Raw genomic sequence first — 17,167 nt, forward strand, 5'->3', positions numbered from 1 at the left:
ATACACAGGCGCCAAGAACTGCCATTCGGGACTATCGAACGGCGGAGCGGGTGATTGCGTCCGGTTAAATAAGCAGGATCAATCAATTCTGAGCTAAAGGAAGAGGAGAATGAATATGCCGATTATGGAAGACTTCAGTATGATCGATAATAGTGGATTCGGCGCCGATTTGAGTGATCACTATGCACGTGATCTTCTTCAGAGAAATGAAAACGATGCCAGGCGCTCTCTACGATCGTTGCTGGATCGTTTTCTTCTTGTGAGGGTCGTTCAATCGACGTTCACGTCCGAGGAAGCAATTCAGTTTGCTGCTATCGTCGGTGACATACTCGGCGACCGCGAGGTCGGCTCCACTTCGATCGGAACGAAAAGTACCGAGATGAAGGTACTGTCGAGTGCGCGCACCAAAAGTGGCACCTCTATCGGTGACAAGGGTGCGGACGCTCAAGTATGGCACACCGACGGATCGCAGAGAAACCAACCGAACTTGTATACGATCCTGTTTGCAAAAAAGATTCCCCCGACCCCACCAAAGACATCCTTCCTGAGCGCCTATTCGCTATACGAGACGCTGCCATTGGAGCTCAAACGCACCATCTGGAAACTTAAGGCTGTGCATAGCTTGCACAACCGTTCGCAAAGCGTCGAGTCGTTCTTCGAAGGAGTGGTCGCACCGCTTGAGCAGAGGTCGGAAGGGCCGCGCCATCCGCTCGTTCGGCGGCATCCCAACACAAATCGCCCGCTTCTCTACATGCCGCGCCGGCGCGATGCGCTTATCGAAGGGATGAGTGAGGCTCAAAGCCGAGAGCTCTTAGAACGCCTGTGGGCCCACGTGCTCGTCCGCACCGATTTCCATTCGATCGCCCTCGAAGAAAATGATCTCGTGCTCTTCGATAATTGCGCACTTCTCCACAACCGCGAGGGCTGGGATCCAAAGTACGATCGAACAGTGTTGCACTTGGCTATCGAAGGTCAAGGTCCCGAACCGATGTACGGGTGATGTGCAAAGGATCCTGACAACAGCCGATTGTGGGCATGACGCCGCGCAGAAGCGAGGAGGTAGGGGCCTTGCTGTAACACTGGTAGCGCTCCAGCGTTCCGGCGAGCTGAATCATACGGCCGGCCGTACGGACCGCGTGTCACCTGGCCGCGTCATCTGAAGCAATAGGCTGATTGCTGCCGACAAAAACAACAGAGAAGCTATTCCAACGAGGCGATATTCGAGAAGTCCCGCCAAAACTGCGAATAAGCTTCCTGTTGCCATTTGCACGGCTCCATATGATCCTGCGGCCAGGCCGACGTGTCCTTCTGCCGTCCCGATCGCCGAAGCCAATACCATTGGTGACACAAAACCGACTGTGCAGGCGAATGCAAACAAAAGCGCCATGGCGACTTCGGGCGAGTGCAATAGAAGGGAACATGCCAACAAGAGGGAGGAGATCACTAATATCATGATCGTCCCGCCAACAATTGCTCGGTGCCGCGGCCACCTCGTGGCTTGGCGAGCAGTAAACACACTGCCGAGCATCATTGCCCCCACAAAGCCAGAGAGCACGAATGGCGGGACCACCTTATCCATGGAGTACTCCTCCAGCAAAAGGGTCGGAAGCGAGACATTCACTGCGTATATGGACCTGAAGCTCTGTGAGCTTTGCAGCGCGACATTGCGCATTTCTTCTGACGGTTCGATAGCAATAATGCGCGCCTGGGCCGGCAACACTGCGGCGAGTAGGCGTGTAAAAATACCGGTTCCCGCCCCGATTTCCACAACCGTCGGGTCTCGCGAACCCGAGTCCTCCAGGAGTTGCGCGACATCAACTATCATCTCGTCTGGATACTTGGGACGAGAGTTGTACTCGCCTGCCAAGACACCAAACTCTGACCATTGATCGCTGTGTTCCGCGGTGCCAAAAGGACGTGAGCTGGACATTTCTTGCCTCCTTTTCACGCCATGAGCCGGTCATGGCAAAGCCTGCGATGCGATTGTCTCTGATAGCACCAACAAGGCATGCTCAAGGTCATCTCGGTTCTCTGGGCTTCCGATGACGACACGAAAGCAATCAGTGGTCGTTTTCGGGTTGACAAAAAACATGTCACCGGGCCGCAGGAGAATTCCCCTGCTCTGCGATACTTCCAGAACCCGATCGGCAGATACGCCCTGCGGCATACGCAGCCACTGGTAGACGGATTCGTGATGTGTAGAGGCAATCCAAGGTTCGAGAATACGCTTCGCTATTGCCTGCCGAATCACAATCTCTTCCCTCACGGCCACAAGGATGCGGGCGAGAACTCTTCGCCTGATCCAATCGGCCATAATTGCAGAAGATAGGGGGCTGGCGTGCCAGGTTGAGATTGTCTCGAAAACCTTGATGGCTCGCGCTGCATCCTGGGGAGTTGGAGCCACGAGGTACCCGATCCGCAAGCCGGGCCCCATGCACTTTGCGGGACCGGTAGCGTACCATGTGATGTCCGGTGCAATAGCAGCAATTGGAGCCGGCGCGTCTGACGGTAGCACGCCATACACGTCGTCTTCGATAATAGCCACTCGCTTCCGCCGCGCGATTTCCGCAAGTTCTCTTCTTCGCGGTGTCGACATCGTTATTGAGGTTGGATTATGGAGCGTGGGTTGTAGAAAAACCGCTCCTGCCTTGAATTGATCGCAACGATCGACGAACTCTTGGGGTGAAGCTCCGTCTTCGTCAATCTCAATAGCTTTGACGTCGATGTTCAACATCGAGGCAATGCGTCGTAAGCCATAGTAACTGATGGACTCGGTCAGTAACGTGCCGTTCGTGCCGCAGATCGACCGTAGTGCGATGTACATCGCGTTCTGCGTCCCGTTGGTGATAATGATCCGATCTGGATGCGGACGGCTGCCGAGTCGTTCTGCCAACCAGTCTGCAGCAACTTCCCTGTCAGCCTTTGAACCGTGAAAGGTGTGACTTCGAAGAATATTTTGGTAGCTTGGATTGGTAACGATGTGTCGTAAGGACGTTTCCAGTTCTTGGTCCATCCACAGCGGTGTCGGTGGGGTGCTGCGAATGAGGCTCACCTCTCGAAAGTTCTGTGGGTTTTTCCGCTGGAAACGTGAATCAATGTTCATTGCACTTCTCCGCGCTGAGGAGAGATGTCCGCAAGAAATGCCAAATCGGCAGCCTCTCCGAGTGTTAATCGATACTATTTGCAGCAATCGCGTCGTTCTTCTTGGTCCCTGTGCATTGTTATGTGCATGCAGTTAAGCCCCCATCGACATGGAGGATCTGGCCGGTCGCAAAGCGGGAAGAAGAAGAAGCAAAGAAAAGCACCGCCCCGGCCACGTCTGAGGGAGTGGCCAGCCGTCCCAGCGGTATATCTGCAACCGTACGTTCCCAAACTTCAGGCGATTCGAATGACTTTTCGTTCTTTCGGGTGAGTACGAGACCCGGCACCACCCCATTTACCGTGATGCCGTGTGGCGCAAGTTCGGTCGCCTGCTGCTTAATCAGCGCCGCCAAACCGCCTTTGGCGGCGCAAAACGAGCTATATCCACGATTTCGGAATCCTAAGAATGATCGAATCGAGAGAAGGTGGATCTGGCTGCCTCCCTTACCGGTGCGAACTTGTTCTGCCCCGACAGCTTGGGACAAAAACATCCCCGGCCGTAGGGTCCGCGAGTAGACTTCGTCAAATGCCTCCTCTGTCACTTCGAGGAACGGCTGCTCCTTGTTGTATCCAACGCAGTTGACGAGAATGTCGACAGAGCCAAAATGCTTCGCGATCCTTGCGACGCCATCGCGTACATTGGCCACGTTGGAAGCGTCGAGTCCAAGACCCTCGGCCCTATTCCCCTCACGCGCTATCTGGTTCGAGAGCTCGCTTGCCAGCTTTTCATCACGCCCCGCAATTACAGTCACAGCGCCGGCCCTTGCCAGGGTCTCGGAAATCGTAGTTCCGATCGCACCATATCCGCCGACAACCAAGGCAACGCTGCCCGCGAGCGACGTAAAGCCAAGAGGCATTTGTCCGTTAGCTTCGTTCATCTTGACCTCCCGAGCAGCGGGTTGTTCTTGCCGCTTCTGCCCCCTGCCGCATTCGACTTGCATCCCAATCAGCGCAACCAAACTGTCCTTTGAAAACCGGCCCAAGATGCTCCTTGGCGGTGCCACCTAAACGGACGGTGCCGATGAGCGATCCGTCGTCAGAGACTTCACCGTCGAAGCTGTAGAACAGCCAGATCGGTATCCGCTCATGGGTGGCCTCGAACCGGACCCGGCGCCCGCGGACTTCTCCCGAAATGATGCCAGTCGTCTCGTTGGTCCTATGAGTCCCCTGGAGCAGGTTTCCGGTTTGGCGAATGTCAATTTGTTGGGTGGTCGCCCCATGGAGGAACCTCATATCCAGGTGCCAAGCCCCGGAAATGTCTACGGCCGCTTCCAGTGGGGTATCCTGCGTCGCGATCGAGGCCGGGCGCCGGAACGCTTCTGCGAGCGCTCGCCCGACTATCTCCGCCTCATCGTCCGTGAGGTTCACCGGATCGACGATGATGGATGTCGGCGTCGACCAGAAATCGTGGAGAAGGATTCTCGGGCGTTGAGCGAGCAAAGCGAGACGGAGCATCTCAGCATCGAATGGGGTGGTCGCAAGGTCCCAGGCGATCTTCAAGCGGATTGCGGTGACCGATCCAGCCCAGGACATGACCTCGGTTGTTATGTCAGAGATCTCCGCTAAATGTCGTTCTATGATGCGCAGACGCGGCAGCCACTGGTCGCGTTCTTCCTTTGCCGATTGGGCATTGATCCATCTGTCGAGCGCGACAACCGCCCCAACGACCTCCTCCTTCCCGACCTTCATGGACCGGCCGAAGGCCTGGTGTGGAGCGCCATTCCACCAGATCGCCTGGCACAGGTTCTTTCTGCCTAAAACGACCGCTGTGGATTGTGGGGCCCGGAGGTATTTCCCGCCTGCATAGACGACAAGATCTGCGCCGCTTTCGGTCCACCGATCTGGCTTGGCCGGCGACAGCCCGGCGGCGTCGACCAGTATAGGGACACCGGCCGCGCCAGCGATCGGGGCGATCTCTCGGAGCGGTAGCGGCGATTTTCCGTCCAACCGGCCAACCAGGCAGATCATCGCGACGCTGCCATCAAGCGCGGCCGACAGTTCTTCCATCGTTGCCACGCTCACGATTTCCGCGCCAGCAATCCGGATGGACTGCTCGTAGGCGAACCGCTGATCGGCTGGTACGATCACCTTGTTGGCCAAGCCCGTGGTATCCGGCAGACGGAGCATCAGCTCCGGGTTATTGCCAGCAATGCAGGCGGCCGTTGCTAAGGCGAGGGTCGCTGCCGTCCCGGCGGTGACGACGCCCCATTCCGCGCCCGTGAGCGCAGCCATTCTTGCTCCGACAGCATCGGCGAGTTCATCCATGTCGACGAAGGCTTCAGCCGCCGCATTCATGGCGGCAATGACTTCCTCGCTTGGGTTGCTTGCGCCATAAATAGTGCGGACCCCGGCACATTGAATAAAGGGCTCTACGCCGAGTTCACGGTAAATCCAGCCGACCTCTCTCAGGCTCGCTGAGGGTTCCCGATTTGAACTGCGAGACGGTTCTGCGCTCATGACAGCCCCCTGGAAGCTAGAATGACGGACAAGGCCACGCAAAACAGCGTAACCACGATGTACATGACACCCGCAGTCTTCGGGACGCGGAATGGGGCGACGTGGAGAACCGCGATCGCGCCAATCCCGAGAGCCAAGGCAAATGGAAAGGTCTGATCTGGAAAAAGGGGACGGACCAGGAAAAGGATTGCGGTTAGCGGAACAGCATAGGTTGTCGGTACGCCGATGAAGCGCCCCCCTGGCGAGCCGAACACATTGAAATAGCTCAGGCGAAGAGCGCTCGCGGCGGCTAGGAGTGCAGCGACCGCAACGAACAGGGCTGCACTGCCCCCCACAACGAGCAAAACGATACCCGGAAAAACACCAGCGCTCACAAGGTCAGCCAAAGAGTCTAGGTTCTTGCCGACCTCCCCTGCCCTCTCCGCGCGGGTCGTCAAACGTTGCGCCACGACTCCATCGAGATGATCTGCCAGCAGAGCCCATAGCGCGACCGCAACACCAAGTTCGACACGACCTGAAAGCGCAAGGCTGATCGCGATCACGGAAAGCACAAGGCCGGCTGCCGTGACCGCATTCGCCGGATCAAACAATTGACGGATCATCGCGTTCCTCCTCCCTGCGTGTGCCTTTAGTGAGCCACCCGGAGCTGCAGCCCGCGTTCTTCAGCAAAAATCCCCTCGGCGATCCGGAGATCATCGGCGCTGTCGATCTCGTACCAGCGCAGCTCATCACAACGGACTGCGGCTAGCTGCAGTCCGTGACGATCGATCAGATGACCGAGAAGCTCCTCTGTGTAGGCCTTGGTCGCGCCTGAGCCGATCATGTCGTTCAGCACGGGAACGATGACACCGCGAAGAGCGGTCGCTGAGAACCGGAGCAGGTTCATCGTCTTAAAAAGGGCAGGACCCGGAACGAGAAGGCTCTCGGCGGTCTGCTTGAGCCGGACCTCCGAGATGAGGCCCTCGTCCGACAGGATGACAGCGGAGCCCTCCATGGCGGCATCGAACGGTGCTACGGCAGCCGCGTTGGGCGCTGGGCAGCGCGCCAGTTCCCGCAGCGCCTGCTCTTCGAAGAAGACGTCTCCTTCAAGAAGATAGCAGTCCCCGGAAATCAGCGTGTCGCGGGCGAGCCAGAGCGAATAGGCGCTCCCCGTGCGGTCGAATACGTTGGATTCGACATAGTTGATTTGGAGATTGCCGAACTGGCTGCCGCAGGCATATTCAATGGCGTCCTTGCGATAGCCAACAACGATCGTCACCTCTGTCACGCCGATCGCGTCCAGGTTTCGGAGCGCGTTATGAAGGATTGGCGTTCCGTTGACCTCCACCAGAGGCTTCGGGCGGAGGTCCGTGAACGGACGCAGTCGGGAGCCGAAGCCGGCGGCAAGAATTACTGCACGTGTAGGCATCATTGTCATCACAAGTCTCCACGCAAAGGGCGCCAGCGCCCGCTCAAATAGCCTTGTTCAAAGTGTCGACGAGCTCGCGAAGTCCGCGCTCGAGCTTGTCCCGATCGGCTCCATAGGAGAGGCGCATTCCGAACGGATCGCCGAAGGCGCTCCCTGACACGGCGGCCACCCCAGCCGAACCGAGTAAGGTCGTGACGACGTCATCGGCCGTACGCGGCGGACCGCCATTGGTTGCCGCCGCCAGAACCTCATGCAGATCCAGATAGAAATAGAAGCCGCCCATCGCGGTGGGAAATGGCACGCGCTTGAGATCGCCGAGAATTTCGAGTCCCGCCTGTCGGGACGCGATCAATCGCGATTTCAGTCCGGCTTCGTAGGAGCCGTCACCGGCCTGAAGGTGATGAAGCACGGCGTATTGCGCAATGACGTTCGGATTCGATGTCGAATGCGACTGCAGCGCCTTGACTGCGGAAATCACCTCCCTGGGTGCAGCGAGGTAGCCGATACGCCATCCAGTGAGCGCCAGGCTCTTGCTGAATGCATTGATGATGATGGTTCGCGATCTGACTTCAGGCACCAACGAGACGATTGGATGGTGCCCGCGACCGTCATAGGTGAAAGGGCCATAGCATTCGTCGAAGATCACCCAGAGGTCATGTTCGATCGCGAGGCCTGCAATTCCGATGAGCGTGGCGTCATCATAAACAACGCCTGTGGGATTGCCTGGTGTGTTGACCACGATTGCCCGCGTGCGGCTAGTAATCGCGTCTCGGATATCCTCGATGCGGGGAACATAGCCATTTTGCCGTGTGTCGACGTGGATCGGGGCACCGCCAGCCACGAGCACCTGCGCGGGAAAGGTCGTCCAATAGGGTGCGGGAATGATCACCTCGTCGCCCGGATCGAATAACACCAGAGCGGTATTGAACAGTGCCTGCTTGGCACCGGTGGTCACGGCGATCTCGTCAAGGCTCCAGCTTTGCACCGTTTCGGACGCAACCTTCATTGCGATCGCTTCCCGGAGTTCCGACAGACCGACTGTATCGGTGTAGCGATTGACGCCACGCTGGATTGCTTCGATGGCGCCGTCGCGGATGGTCGGGGCGAGGTCAGCCCAGATTTCTCCGGCGGTCAGGTCGATGATTTCCTTACCGGCATCCGCGGCTGCTTTTGCCGCGGCACGGGCTGCAGCAGTTCCCGATGACTTGAACAGACTCGTCCTGTGCGCAAGCATGTGCGCCTCCTTGTCGACCCGACTGGTAGCGTGTTCTGGCGGCCCTTTCGGGATCAGCCGTGTTTGGGCAGATATCGCTCTTCCGCGGCCGCCAACTCGTCATATCCGAGAAGGCGGAAAACCTCGTCGAGCGTTGCAACATCCGGTTCGATACCGGCGATGCTTTCCTCGGCGATGATCCGGCCGCAAATCTGGCGCATGCCGGCGACGGCCGCGCGCATTGCATGGTTCGCCCAGATAACTGTCGAGATGGCGGCGTCGCGGTAGGCTGCGACTGGCGTCTTGTAATATTTCGTCGGGACGATCACGACCGGCAGCTTGTTCTGCCACTGGTCGGCGAAGGCCAGGATCTCGTCGGGAACACTCTTGCGCGAATGGATCAGGATCGCATCAGCGCCGGCTGCCGCATAGGCCTCGGCGCGCGTGAGTGCTTCCTCGAGGCCGTAGCCCGCGATCAGCGCCTCGATCCTGGCAACCAGTATGAGATCGTCTCCGGTCGTATCCTTCACCGCCTTGAGGCGTCCCGAAAACTCGTCAATGTCCGCGAGGGGATGACGATCGCCGACGAACGAATTCATCTTCGGGAAGCCCTTGTCTTCCAGGCATACGCCGGCCGCACCCCGCTGGAGGAGCTTTGCCGCCAGCAGACGGGCATTGTTGAAATTGCCAAAGCCGCTGTCGCCATCGACAAGAATCGGCAATCCGCTGGCATCGGCCATGCGACTGACCACCTCGACGACATCGGTCCAGCTCGCCTCATTGGCGTCCCGGTAGCCAAGGCTCGCCGAAATCGAAAGTCCAGACGCCCAGAGCCCGGGAAACCCCGCCTGTCGTGCAATCGCGGCCGACAGACCATCGTGCGCTTCCATCAGGAATGACAGGTCCGGCGATGTGATCAGCTGACGCAACGCGTCGGTTGGATCGTCCACGCGGCCGACGCTCTTCGGAATAAACGCAGCGATCCCCGATGCTGCTCGCGCATGCCGTTCCTCCTCGGCAAGCGCGCCCTTCGTTCCCTGTGGCGGAACCTCTCCTGTTGAAGAATTCAGCATTGTCACACCTCCTTCATAGAGAGAGGTTCTAATAAAACATTGAGATAATCAAGAGGAACTGGAATATATCGCGAAATGTATTCCGTGTACAGCGTGAGTAAAGTCGATGTTATTGCTATTGCTGGTTAATCAATCTGTATTTCAGAATATAAGGCGGAGTATATTTATCGATATATTCAGATGTGGCGTTTTCTTCGTGTTAAGCACTGTCCGCGCGATGGCGGAGGCGGGGTCAGTGGAAGATGCGAGGAGGCTTTTGTATGCTTGAGGAAGGACCTGATGCGCGTGATAGTGACACGGGGCAGAACAGTAAGGCCGGTCAGCTATACGGGCAGCTGAAGTCGTTGTTCGTTCTTCAGAAGCTTCCTCCAGGCACACGATTGGAAATGGCGAGCGTCGCAAAGCGGTTCGGGGTCAGCATCACCCCCGTCCGGGAAGCGCTCATCCTGCTGGCCAATGAGAGAATTATCGCGAAGGAATCCAACAGAAGCTACGTCACCCGTCCGCTGGTGGCCCAGGAAGTCCGGGACGACTATGAGGCTGCGTTCATGACCGCCCGCTACTGTATCGAGAACCGGACAGCGCACTTCGAGGCGACGGGCCTGAGAATTGGAGGTGCGCAGGCGGCCTCACAATGGGGTGTGTCCGACAGATTGCGCTCAATATGCCAAACGATCGAATTGCTCTACGAGCGCATCGCCGGCCTCACCGGCAACGAGCGCCTGGTGCGGCAAATGATGGAGTTCAACGATCGTACGCATTACGTGAGGCAGCTCGACATGCGTAACGAGGAACGGCATCAGGAAACAGCGGCAGCAATGAATGAACTGGTCACGCTGCTTGAAGCCGGAGACGCCCAGACAGCCGTCCACAACCTCAAGCAACAGTTCCATCGGAAACATGAATTGATCCCCACTCTCGTAAGAGAAGGGAACCTTGCTGCCCTGGAGAGTGTTAATTTGTTCGCCGAGTAACTGGAAATACCGAGCTCGACAACGAAAGTACAAGGAACTTCTATCGCGATGAATAGCGAAACTGACCCGATGCCCAGACCACTGGCCACCTGTCTCCGGGACGAGTTCGGGATGGCGCGGGCCATTCTCGAACATAGCCTCCGCGAGAATATAGCCGGGTTCACGTTGTCCGGGCTGAAGATACCACGCATTCTCCAAACTTGGGGGCCGGATTCAGACTTGCCCCCTGCGGATGAGTTCGCCCTTGAGGTTGCCATCTACCAGGAGCATCTGGTGGATCGGATCGCGGCCCTTTCCTGCAATCGGAAAATGCTCCAGGAGATTTGGCGCTTCAATGAGGTCACGCGAGAGTTCCGCGAACTCGAGTTGACGATGCCTGAGGCTGCCCGGGACATTCTGGATCAGCTCGCGAATCTCGTGAATGCGCTTTTTGATCAGGATAAGCCGGCCGCACTCAAGTCCCTCGCACATTGTCAGAACCGCCGATATGATCTTGCCGAGGACATCGCTCATAGACTGTCTCCCGCAGAGGCCATGCACGCGTGACAAATTAGAGCTCGGCCTGCGGGGCGGGCCGATTTACATGTGCGAGAAACGGAAAAGCGCGGCGCTCGTTGAGCGATATGGGTATTCTGTAGATATTGTCGCCGACGGGGACGATGCCTTTTATGACGACAGGTCCGATCTCCCTTGTGTTTCGTACATGAAGACCATCGCACGTCAGCCTGCCGAAATTGCCGATCTGAACCATTCGAAGAACGCCGGGCCGCCCCGGCCATGAAAAGGGCTGCGATCGCTCATCGAGTTTGATTTCTTGGGCAGCCGCCCAGCTACTCTCGACCGGAAGGTGCTTGTCCACCAATCTTTGCACCTGGTGCTGCAGCAACGAAGTACTCATAGCCGTGCTGTCGACCAGGAAATCGATGGTGCCTTCGCCAGGCCCGACGCGTCCTCCGACAATTCTGAACGGAAAGGCTGCCGAAACGGCGTGCAAGGCCGTATGGGTTCGCATGATCGTGTGACGGCGCGACCAATCGATTCTGACAACCACATTGTCCCCGTGAGCCAGACCATGCCTTTCGTCCGAAAGGACGTGGCCCAATTCGAGGGCATCGGACTGCGTCCAAACACCGCCGACAATGGAAAATGAAACGCCGTCAGATCGGATTAGCGAGGCACAGTCGCCCGGCGTCACGCCGATCCCGGGATAAAACACGGTTCGGTCAAGGACGATGAGATTGCCGAGGATCGATTTTATCGTCCCACGAATTTCTGTTTGATAGGCATCCGTGAGAAATCGCAACTCCGTGGCCATCCTGTCCCCTCCCGACAACCGACCACAATGCTCCACCGCGTCCACAGGACGCTTTCCGACGACAAGGAAGCGATCCGGATTCGTATGACGGCATTCAGTCAGACCTACAACGCTAAGGCATCAATCTGCCTTCGAACAAGTCCGGTTCCCAGCACCATTGATGCACGTTCCTCAAATCGCCGTGATGGGAATCGGCATATCGATGACGCCTGAGTCATGGCTGATCGCCGCACTGAGCCCCGTCGGGGCAGAGTAGCTGACGAAACCGCGGTAGGACAACCTGTGGTTTTTCACAGATTGACAATCGGGGCTTGATCCGCCGTTTCATGAGTCGGTGCCCGTTGCCGTTCTGCTCGAGAGGCGAGCAAGATCATGCACCGGTTCTGGGCCTTGCTGCGGGCTTCCGTCAGCGTCACCAGATCGACCTGACTATGCGAGACCCTCTGAGCCTGCCAATACGTCCTTCTCGGTGATGCGCAGCGAAAGGTCTTTCATGTCTTGCGAAGACGCGAGAAAATGTCCCGAGCGGGTCGAAGCTCCTGCTTTCGCAACTGTGCTACGAACAAAGATCCCGCTCGGGACGTCTTTGATGTCTCTGCCCTTTCCGACTGCTGTGCCGGTTAATCAGTTCCCGATCCTTGGCCTCGCCCCTGTCTGGCAATGACCGCATAGAGACTTTCATCGTCCTGGCCCGGATACCGGCCCAGATTCGCATAGTACCGGCCATATCCGGTTTCGAGCGAGATCGAGAAATACGGCTTGTCCTCCCGGTTGAGGTTCTGCCACAGCGCACCGACTTCGATGCTGCGGCCCCGCGGGCTCTTGGCGACGAGCCGGAACTTCGGTGCATCTGGATTGTCGCTCGAGACAGGCTCCCCCTTGAAATCGATGTCGAAAGCAAGCGTTGCCACATTGCCAGACAATTTGTCGCCATCGATGCTGACGTAGTTGGTAAGGTCCTTCATATCGGTCTCCTTGTTTTGACAGCCGTGCAGGAAGGTGGATGTGCACCACGGCCTAGTGCGACGCTCCCGGAAAAATGATGTCCTGTTCGACGAGGACGTTGAAACGGTAGCCGGGCCGGATCTCCAGGGTTGGCTGGACATTGAGATTTCTCGAGACGGTCTGTTCGGCCATCTGGCCAAACGTCTCCGCAAAACTCCTGCGGGCCGCGTCCTCGGCGCTGTTGGATTGGCCGAAGGCGTTGCGATCCTGTGGGATCAGCATTTCGGTTCCCGCGCCGATCAACGCGACCAGGATCGCCGAGCCGAACGTGCGCAGATAATGATTGTCGACCCGATCACTGAATCCGCCATAGCCGGCGGCGTCGACGCCAGGCATGCCGCCAATCTGCAGCGTCGAGCCGTTGGGGAAAATGAGGTCGGTCCAGATCACCAACACACGGCTCTGACCAAACACCACCTTGGAGTCATAGCGCCCGAGAAGCTTCGACCCTTGCGGGATCAAAACGTGGCGACCCGTGGCGCTGTCATAGACATTTTGGGAAACCTGCGCGGTGATGCGGCCGGGAAGATCCGAATTGATGCCGGTGACGAGTGTTGCCGGGATGACAGACCCGCGCTTGAGCTCGTAGGGCGATTGCTGTGGTACGATCGGGTTCGGCAGGTAGCCGAGATCCCGGATGTCCTGATTGAAGAAATTCTCCTTGGCCGCCTGCCCGTTCGGATCGTTGTTTTGTCCCAGCATGCCCGACTGCATCGCTGCGGCATAAAGATCCAGCGCGCCCGCGGGTCGGGCGGCACTGCCAGAAGACGGCAACCCTGCGGTTTGCGGGTTCTGGCCCTGGGCGTTCAGGTCCTGCAGACTGACGGCGATCGGGGAGTTGAACGCGGCCTCATCGGCCTGGATACTCGCCATGCGCTGGCGATGAAGTTCACGCAGTATCTGTTCTTGCTGCTCACGCTCGATGCGCGCCCGCCAGACCGCTTCCGGCTCAAGGCCTGTGGCCTCGTCGCGAACCGCGCTCTGTTGCTCCGTCATCGATGACGGGGCGGAGTCTTCGGTAATACGCGTTTCCACCGGTGTCGGCTGCAGCGGCGTTGCCCGCACCGGTTCACCGATAATCCCGTCCGACACACCTTGCTTCAACTGATCGGCATAGGTCGATGCCGGCCGGGAGCCCGAATTGGTATCACCTCCTTGTCGATCACCAAACACCAGTCCGCGGTTGGCCAACCCATAGATGATGACCCCGAAGAACAGCACCACGAGCCCAATCGCGCCGAAGATCGGCAGCCGGTTCAATCGCCGGATGTTGGAGTTCTTTGCCGACGGCCGTTCTCCACCGAGCTTGAGGGCTTCGCTCACATCAGCCCCCCTGCCCTGCCGTCATGACGGACAAAGGGCTCGTTGGCATCGCACCCGTCGAGGTGATCGCATAGATGCGCGTCAGCGTGAGGCTTTCGGTCGACAAACGGGCCAGGACGCCGTTGTCGAAGCTGTCTACGACATAGGCGAGCGGGACGACGTTGGTCCCCTCGGCTTTCTGATCCGTCGCCACGGCGTATCCCCACCCCTTCAGCGAATGCTCGAGTGTTTGGCCAAACACCGAACCATCGGGTCGCAACTGGATCGTGGTGGTTCCCGGCCCAACATGCTCGGCCAGCCGTCCGACCATGTCACCAGCGATCGCATTGGCGGCTTCCGGCGACAGGCCGCCATAGGCCGAGCTGGCGATCAGTCCCGAACCGCCAAGTGTCTGGCAGCCGGCGAGGGCCACTACGCAGAAAAGTGCTGCCAGAAAGCGCCGGCCGGGTATGGTGACCGCCATGCTCAGCTCCTCCGCCTGATGATGATCTTTTCCTGGGAGCGGCCGACACCTGAGACGAGGATGGCGTGATCGATGTGGTAATCCACCACCATCATCGTCCCGTTGATCCGGTAGTTGACGATGCGGTTCTCGCCGCCCGAAACGACGAACAGCACCGGCGCGTCCCGGCCGGCCAGCGAACTCGGAAACTGGATGTAGGTCTTGAGCCCATCCGAGTAGATGCGGGTCGGCCTCCAACCGGCACTGCCACTCACCGAGAAATTGAAGTTCAGCTGATCGGCCGGCACGCCGGCGCCTGGCACGATGCTCGCCTCCATGCGCGCATTGATCTCGGCCAGGCGGGCATTCACGTCCTCCGGATACTCGAACCCCACGCGCGCCATATACTGACTGTGATGGGATTTAAGCTGGATATGGTAGGTCCGCCGCGATGTGGTCACCACCATTGAGGTCACAAGACCGGCTTCTGCCGGTTTTACGATCAGATGAACCGCCTGCCCGCCCGGGGCGCCGGATGTGGCGGGCTCCACCTTCCATCTGACTGTATCGCCGACCAGCACGTCGCGGACGACTTCGCCAGCCTGGAGCTCGATGTCGCAGACATGCAGAGGCGAGCACACGATGGAAGGCTGCACCTGCCCGTAGAGGAACACGACCTGTCCGTCCGGGCCGCGTGTTACGACGCCGGTGCTTTGCTGCCATTGGGTCGAAAGCGAAGTGCCGCGTGTCTCATTGGCCGTCAGCTGCTGTGCGATCGCTCTATCGCAGAGGGCCAGCCCGCCCGCCGCGACGATCAGGGCAAGCAGCGCCCCCCGGCTTGTTCCAGCCGTCATTATTGTTGCCCTCCACTCCATTACAATTGGGCCGTCCACTCGAAGTCGGTCAGATAGAGCCCGAGGGGGTTGAGCCGGATGACGGCTTCGTCCTGAGGCGGCGTCAGGGTCACGGTGGCAATCCCGCGAAACCGCCGCGTCGCCAGTTCCCTACCCTGCCGATCACGTTCGAATTCGGTCCAGTCGATCTGATAACTCTGGTTCGACAGCGGCACGATGTTGGTGACCTCGACCGATACGGTCATCGTGCGCGCGCGATCGAACGGCGAGCTGCCCCGGAACCAATTGTTGATCTTTTCGGTTCCCGGATCGGAGGTGCGCAGCATCGCGTAGGTGCGGTCGATATATTGTTTTTGCACCACGGCGTCGGGTGTTACGGACCGGAAGTTGGAAACAAAGGTTCCGAGCGTAGCGCGCACTACACGGGGATCGGCATATTCGATCTGTTGCGGAAAGCCGACATTGGCCGCTGTGCCGAGCCGGTCGACCTCCACGATATAGGGAACGAGCTTGACCTGGGTGCTCAGATAAAGCGCGTAAGAGAACCCGATCACCGCCATTACCATCCCGGTAATACCGACGATCTTCCATGAGCGAGCGGCATGAATAGCCGAGCCGTACCGCTCGTTCCACTCCTGACGCGCTGCGATATAGGGGTTGTCCGGTGCCGTCTGCCTCGCCATGCTTTCCCCTTACGCCTTATCGTCTTGCGAGGGTTTGCTGGACGGCCGTCCCTGGCTTGCATCGAGCTTGGCATTGGCCAGCCCGAGGGTCGAAGCGCCCCACGTGCCTGGCACGCCGATGGCCTTGTCTCGCGCGGCGGATGCGGCGGCTCCGCCAGCGGCGCCAGCCCCAGCAGCCATGCCCTTGAGTGCCGCGGCTCCGAACGAGCTGCCCGAGGCGCGCGCATCGGAATAGGCCGCAGCCCCTGCCCGCGCGCCACCCACCGCCAAAGCCGCGCCGCCTGCGGCAAAGCTTGCGGCCTGGGCACCGTGCCGGATGGTTTCCATGCCGCCCGTCACCGAGACGCCCTGCACCACACCCTGAATGATGTTGGGGACGTACATGGCGATCACGAAGACCACGACCGAGATCCCGCCAATCGCGAGCGTCGTGAGAAATTCCTCATTCTCCGATGTCGTGTCGGCCAGATTGATCAGAACCTCGGATCCGATTCGCGCGATCATCACCAGCGCCATCAGCTTCATGCCGACGCTGAAGGCATAGACGAGATAGCGAACCGCAAAATCCTTGGTGAAACTGCTGCCGCCGAGGCCGAGCATGATCATGCCGGCCAAAAGGCCCACATACATCTCGACCATCACCGAAACGAAGATCGCAGCCACGAGCGAAAAGCAGATAACGACGATCACCATCGCGAACACGGCCGCGATCGCCAGCGCATTGTCTTCCCATATGCCGAACTTGGCTTTTTCCGACATCGAAGCGGCGACGTTGATCCCGGCATTGAAGACGTTCGCTGGCGACGCTGATCCGCCATCCGCGCCGATCTGGAAGAGACTGTCGACGACTGCCCGCGCAAAGTCGGGCCCCTGCTCGAGAATGAAAACGAACAGTCCAATGAACAGGATGCGTCGAACCAGCTCAGCGAACCATGTATCGAGCGAGGCTGCAGCCAAAGCCAGCCAGACGGCGGCAATCCCCACCTCGATGCCTGCCAGAATCCAGAACAGCGACCGCGCCGCCTGCATGATCGTGGCTTCCCAGCCTTGCGCGGCCGCGGAAACCTCGTTTTCAAGTGATGTCAGGAGAGAGCCATCCTGGGCAAGCGCTGGAGCGGCAACGCTCAAGGTTGCCGTCAGCGTGGCAAGGAGAAGACCAAAGGGGCGCGTCATTCCCCCTCCCCGGCCGGTTCGGACCAGCGTGGCTGCATCTGCTGGCCGCCTGTCGTGTCCAGCGGCTGTCGCGCCGGCACCGTCCGGGGCAGCCGCATAGGGCGCA

Annotated in this window: 18 protein-coding genes; 2 read left to right on the plus strand and 16 right to left on the minus strand. The window is 58.9% G+C overall.

All coding sequences use genetic code 11. The features are described from left to right. Positions 1–109 precede the first annotated feature (109 nt). Positions 110–1,000, plus strand: a complete 891-nt coding sequence (locus tag MIC97_RS20980; protein ID WP_239801762.1) for a TauD/TfdA family dioxygenase — start codon at positions 110–112, stop codon at positions 998–1,000. A gap of 111 nt (positions 1,001–1,111) precedes the next feature. On the opposite strand, the gene MIC97_RS20985 is transcribed toward MIC97_RS20980, so the two are convergent. The 8 genes from MIC97_RS20985 to aepX all read right to left on the minus strand — a co-directional run bounded on the left by MIC97_RS20985 (position 1,112) and on the right by aepX (position 9,292). Next, positions 1,112–1,930, minus strand: a complete 819-nt coding sequence (locus tag MIC97_RS20985; RefSeq protein ID WP_239801763.1) for an MFS transporter — start codon at positions 1,928–1,930, stop codon at positions 1,112–1,114. Positions 1,931–1,960: 30 nt separating this feature from the next. Beyond that, complete coding sequence (locus MIC97_RS20990; RefSeq protein WP_239801764.1) at positions 1,961–3,103, minus strand: PLP-dependent aminotransferase family protein; 1,143 nt, start codon at positions 3,101–3,103, stop codon at positions 1,961–1,963. A 118-nt stretch (positions 3,104–3,221) separates the two neighbouring features. Continuing rightward, positions 3,222–4,019 carry an SDR family oxidoreductase gene (locus MIC97_RS20995; protein WP_239801765.1) on the minus strand — a complete coding sequence of 266 codons (798 nt, stop codon included), beginning with the start codon at positions 4,017–4,019 and terminating at the stop codon, positions 3,222–3,224. Then, on the minus strand, positions 4,006–5,598 hold the full coding sequence (locus tag MIC97_RS21000) for a hypothetical protein (protein WP_239801766.1): 1,593 nt from the start codon (positions 5,596–5,598) through the stop codon (positions 4,006–4,008). Before MIC97_RS21000 ends, MIC97_RS20995 begins: the two co-directional genes overlap by 14 nt. Continuing rightward, a complete protein-coding gene (locus MIC97_RS21005; RefSeq protein WP_239801767.1) occupies positions 5,595–6,200 on the minus strand; it encodes a CDP-alcohol phosphatidyltransferase family protein in 606 nt (201 codons plus the stop codon). Before MIC97_RS21005 ends, MIC97_RS21000 begins: the two co-directional genes overlap by 4 nt. A gap of 26 nt (positions 6,201–6,226) precedes the next feature. Further along, entirely contained in the window at positions 6,227–7,015 is a 789-nt protein-coding gene (locus tag MIC97_RS21010) for a phosphocholine cytidylyltransferase family protein (protein WP_239801768.1), read from the minus strand. 34 nt (positions 7,016–7,049) lie between these two features. After that, on the minus strand, positions 7,050–8,240 hold the full coding sequence (locus tag MIC97_RS21015; protein ID WP_239801769.1) for an aminotransferase class I/II-fold pyridoxal phosphate-dependent enzyme: 1,191 nt from the start codon (positions 8,238–8,240) through the stop codon (positions 7,050–7,052). Positions 8,241–8,293: 53 nt separating this feature from the next. Further along, entirely contained in the window at positions 8,294–9,292 is a 999-nt protein-coding gene (gene aepX, locus MIC97_RS21020; protein WP_239801770.1) for a phosphoenolpyruvate mutase, read from the minus strand. 260 nt (positions 9,293–9,552) lie between these two features. Between aepX and MIC97_RS21025 the strand changes: the two genes are divergently transcribed. Next, a complete protein-coding gene (locus MIC97_RS21025) occupies positions 9,553–10,266 on the plus strand; it encodes a GntR family transcriptional regulator (RefSeq protein WP_239801771.1) in 714 nt (237 codons plus the stop codon). 213 nt (positions 10,267–10,479) lie between these two features. On the opposite strand, the gene MIC97_RS21030 is transcribed toward MIC97_RS21025, so the two are convergent. The 8 genes from MIC97_RS21030 to trbL all read right to left on the minus strand — a co-directional run bounded on the left by MIC97_RS21030 (position 10,480) and on the right by trbL (position 17,061). Beyond that, entirely contained in the window at positions 10,480–10,779 is a 300-nt protein-coding gene (locus MIC97_RS21030) for a hypothetical protein (protein WP_239801772.1), read from the minus strand. 37 nt (positions 10,780–10,816) lie between these two features. After that, positions 10,817–11,581, minus strand: a complete 765-nt coding sequence (locus MIC97_RS21035) for an alanyl-tRNA editing protein (RefSeq protein WP_239801773.1) — start codon at positions 11,579–11,581, stop codon at positions 10,817–10,819. 620 nt (positions 11,582–12,201) lie between these two features. Then, positions 12,202–12,546, minus strand: a complete 345-nt coding sequence (locus MIC97_RS21040; protein WP_239801774.1) for a DUF736 family protein — start codon at positions 12,544–12,546, stop codon at positions 12,202–12,204. Positions 12,547–12,598: 52 nt separating this feature from the next. Beyond that, a complete protein-coding gene (trbI, locus tag MIC97_RS21045; RefSeq protein WP_239801775.1) occupies positions 12,599–13,909 on the minus strand; it encodes an IncP-type conjugal transfer protein TrbI in 1,311 nt (436 codons plus the stop codon). Position 13,910: 1 nt separating this feature from the next. After that, positions 13,911–14,372, minus strand: coding sequence for a conjugal transfer protein TrbH (gene trbH, locus MIC97_RS21050; protein WP_239801776.1), 462 nt, complete (start codon positions 14,370–14,372; stop codon positions 13,911–13,913). 2 nt (positions 14,373–14,374) lie between these two features. After that, on the minus strand, positions 14,375–15,205 hold the full coding sequence (gene trbG / locus MIC97_RS21055; RefSeq protein WP_239801777.1) for a P-type conjugative transfer protein TrbG: 831 nt from the start codon (positions 15,203–15,205) through the stop codon (positions 14,375–14,377). Between the two features lie 20 nt (positions 15,206–15,225). Then, the gene (locus MIC97_RS21060) at positions 15,226–15,888 is read right to left on the minus strand and encodes a conjugal transfer protein TrbF (protein WP_239801778.1); all 663 of its coding nucleotides are present in this window, start codon (positions 15,886–15,888) and stop codon (positions 15,226–15,228) included. A 9-nt stretch (positions 15,889–15,897) separates the two neighbouring features. After that, positions 15,898–17,061 carry a P-type conjugative transfer protein TrbL gene (trbL, locus tag MIC97_RS21065; protein ID WP_239801779.1) on the minus strand — a complete coding sequence of 388 codons (1,164 nt, stop codon included), beginning with the start codon at positions 17,059–17,061 and terminating at the stop codon, positions 15,898–15,900. Positions 17,062–17,167: the final 106 nt, after the last annotated feature.

The organism is Aquamicrobium sp. NLF2-7, from assembly GCF_022359935.1.
GTDB classification, from domain to species: domain Bacteria; phylum Pseudomonadota; class Alphaproteobacteria; order Rhizobiales; family Rhizobiaceae; genus Mesorhizobium; species Mesorhizobium lusatiense.

Excerpts from the sequence above, each read along its gene's own strand:
- MIC97_RS20980 (WP_239801762.1), top strand. The coding sequence starts at position 110 with ATGAATATGCCGATTATGGAAGACTTCAGTATGATCGATAATAGTGGA.
- MIC97_RS20985 (WP_239801763.1), bottom strand. The coding sequence starts at position 1,930 with ATGTCCAGCTCACGTCCTTTTGGCACCGCGGAACACAGCGATCAATGG.
- MIC97_RS20990 (WP_239801764.1), bottom strand. The coding sequence starts at position 3,103 with ATGAACATTGATTCACGTTTCCAGCGGAAAAACCCACAGAACTTTCGA.
- MIC97_RS20995 (WP_239801765.1), bottom strand. The coding sequence starts at position 4,019 with ATGAACGAAGCTAACGGACAAATGCCTCTTGGCTTTACGTCGCTCGCG.
- MIC97_RS21000 (WP_239801766.1), bottom strand. The coding sequence starts at position 5,598 with ATGAGCGCAGAACCGTCTCGCAGTTCAAATCGGGAACCCTCAGCGAGC.
- MIC97_RS21005 (WP_239801767.1), bottom strand. The coding sequence starts at position 6,200 with ATGATCCGTCAATTGTTTGATCCGGCGAATGCGGTCACGGCAGCCGGC.
- MIC97_RS21010 (WP_239801768.1), bottom strand. The coding sequence starts at position 7,015 with ATGACAATGATGCCTACACGTGCAGTAATTCTTGCCGCCGGCTTCGGC.
- MIC97_RS21015 (WP_239801769.1), bottom strand. The coding sequence starts at position 8,240 with ATGCTTGCGCACAGGACGAGTCTGTTCAAGTCATCGGGAACTGCTGCA.
- aepX (WP_239801770.1), bottom strand. The coding sequence starts at position 9,292 with ATGCTGAATTCTTCAACAGGAGAGGTTCCGCCACAGGGAACGAAGGGC.
- MIC97_RS21025 (WP_239801771.1), top strand. The coding sequence starts at position 9,553 with ATGCTTGAGGAAGGACCTGATGCGCGTGATAGTGACACGGGGCAGAAC.
- MIC97_RS21030 (WP_239801772.1), bottom strand. The coding sequence starts at position 10,779 with ATGAGCGATGTCCTCGGCAAGATCATATCGGCGGTTCTGACAATGTGC.
- MIC97_RS21035 (WP_239801773.1), bottom strand. The coding sequence starts at position 11,581 with ATGGCCACGGAGTTGCGATTTCTCACGGATGCCTATCAAACAGAAATT.
- MIC97_RS21040 (WP_239801774.1), bottom strand. The coding sequence starts at position 12,546 with ATGAAGGACCTTACCAACTACGTCAGCATCGATGGCGACAAATTGTCT.
- trbH (WP_239801776.1), bottom strand. The coding sequence starts at position 14,372 with ATGGCGGTCACCATACCCGGCCGGCGCTTTCTGGCAGCACTTTTCTGC.
- trbG (WP_239801777.1), bottom strand. The coding sequence starts at position 15,205 with ATGACGGCTGGAACAAGCCGGGGGGCGCTGCTTGCCCTGATCGTCGCG.
- MIC97_RS21060 (WP_239801778.1), bottom strand. The coding sequence starts at position 15,888 with ATGGCGAGGCAGACGGCACCGGACAACCCCTATATCGCAGCGCGTCAG.
- trbL (WP_239801779.1), bottom strand. The coding sequence starts at position 17,061 with ATGACGCGCCCCTTTGGTCTTCTCCTTGCCACGCTGACGGCAACCTTG.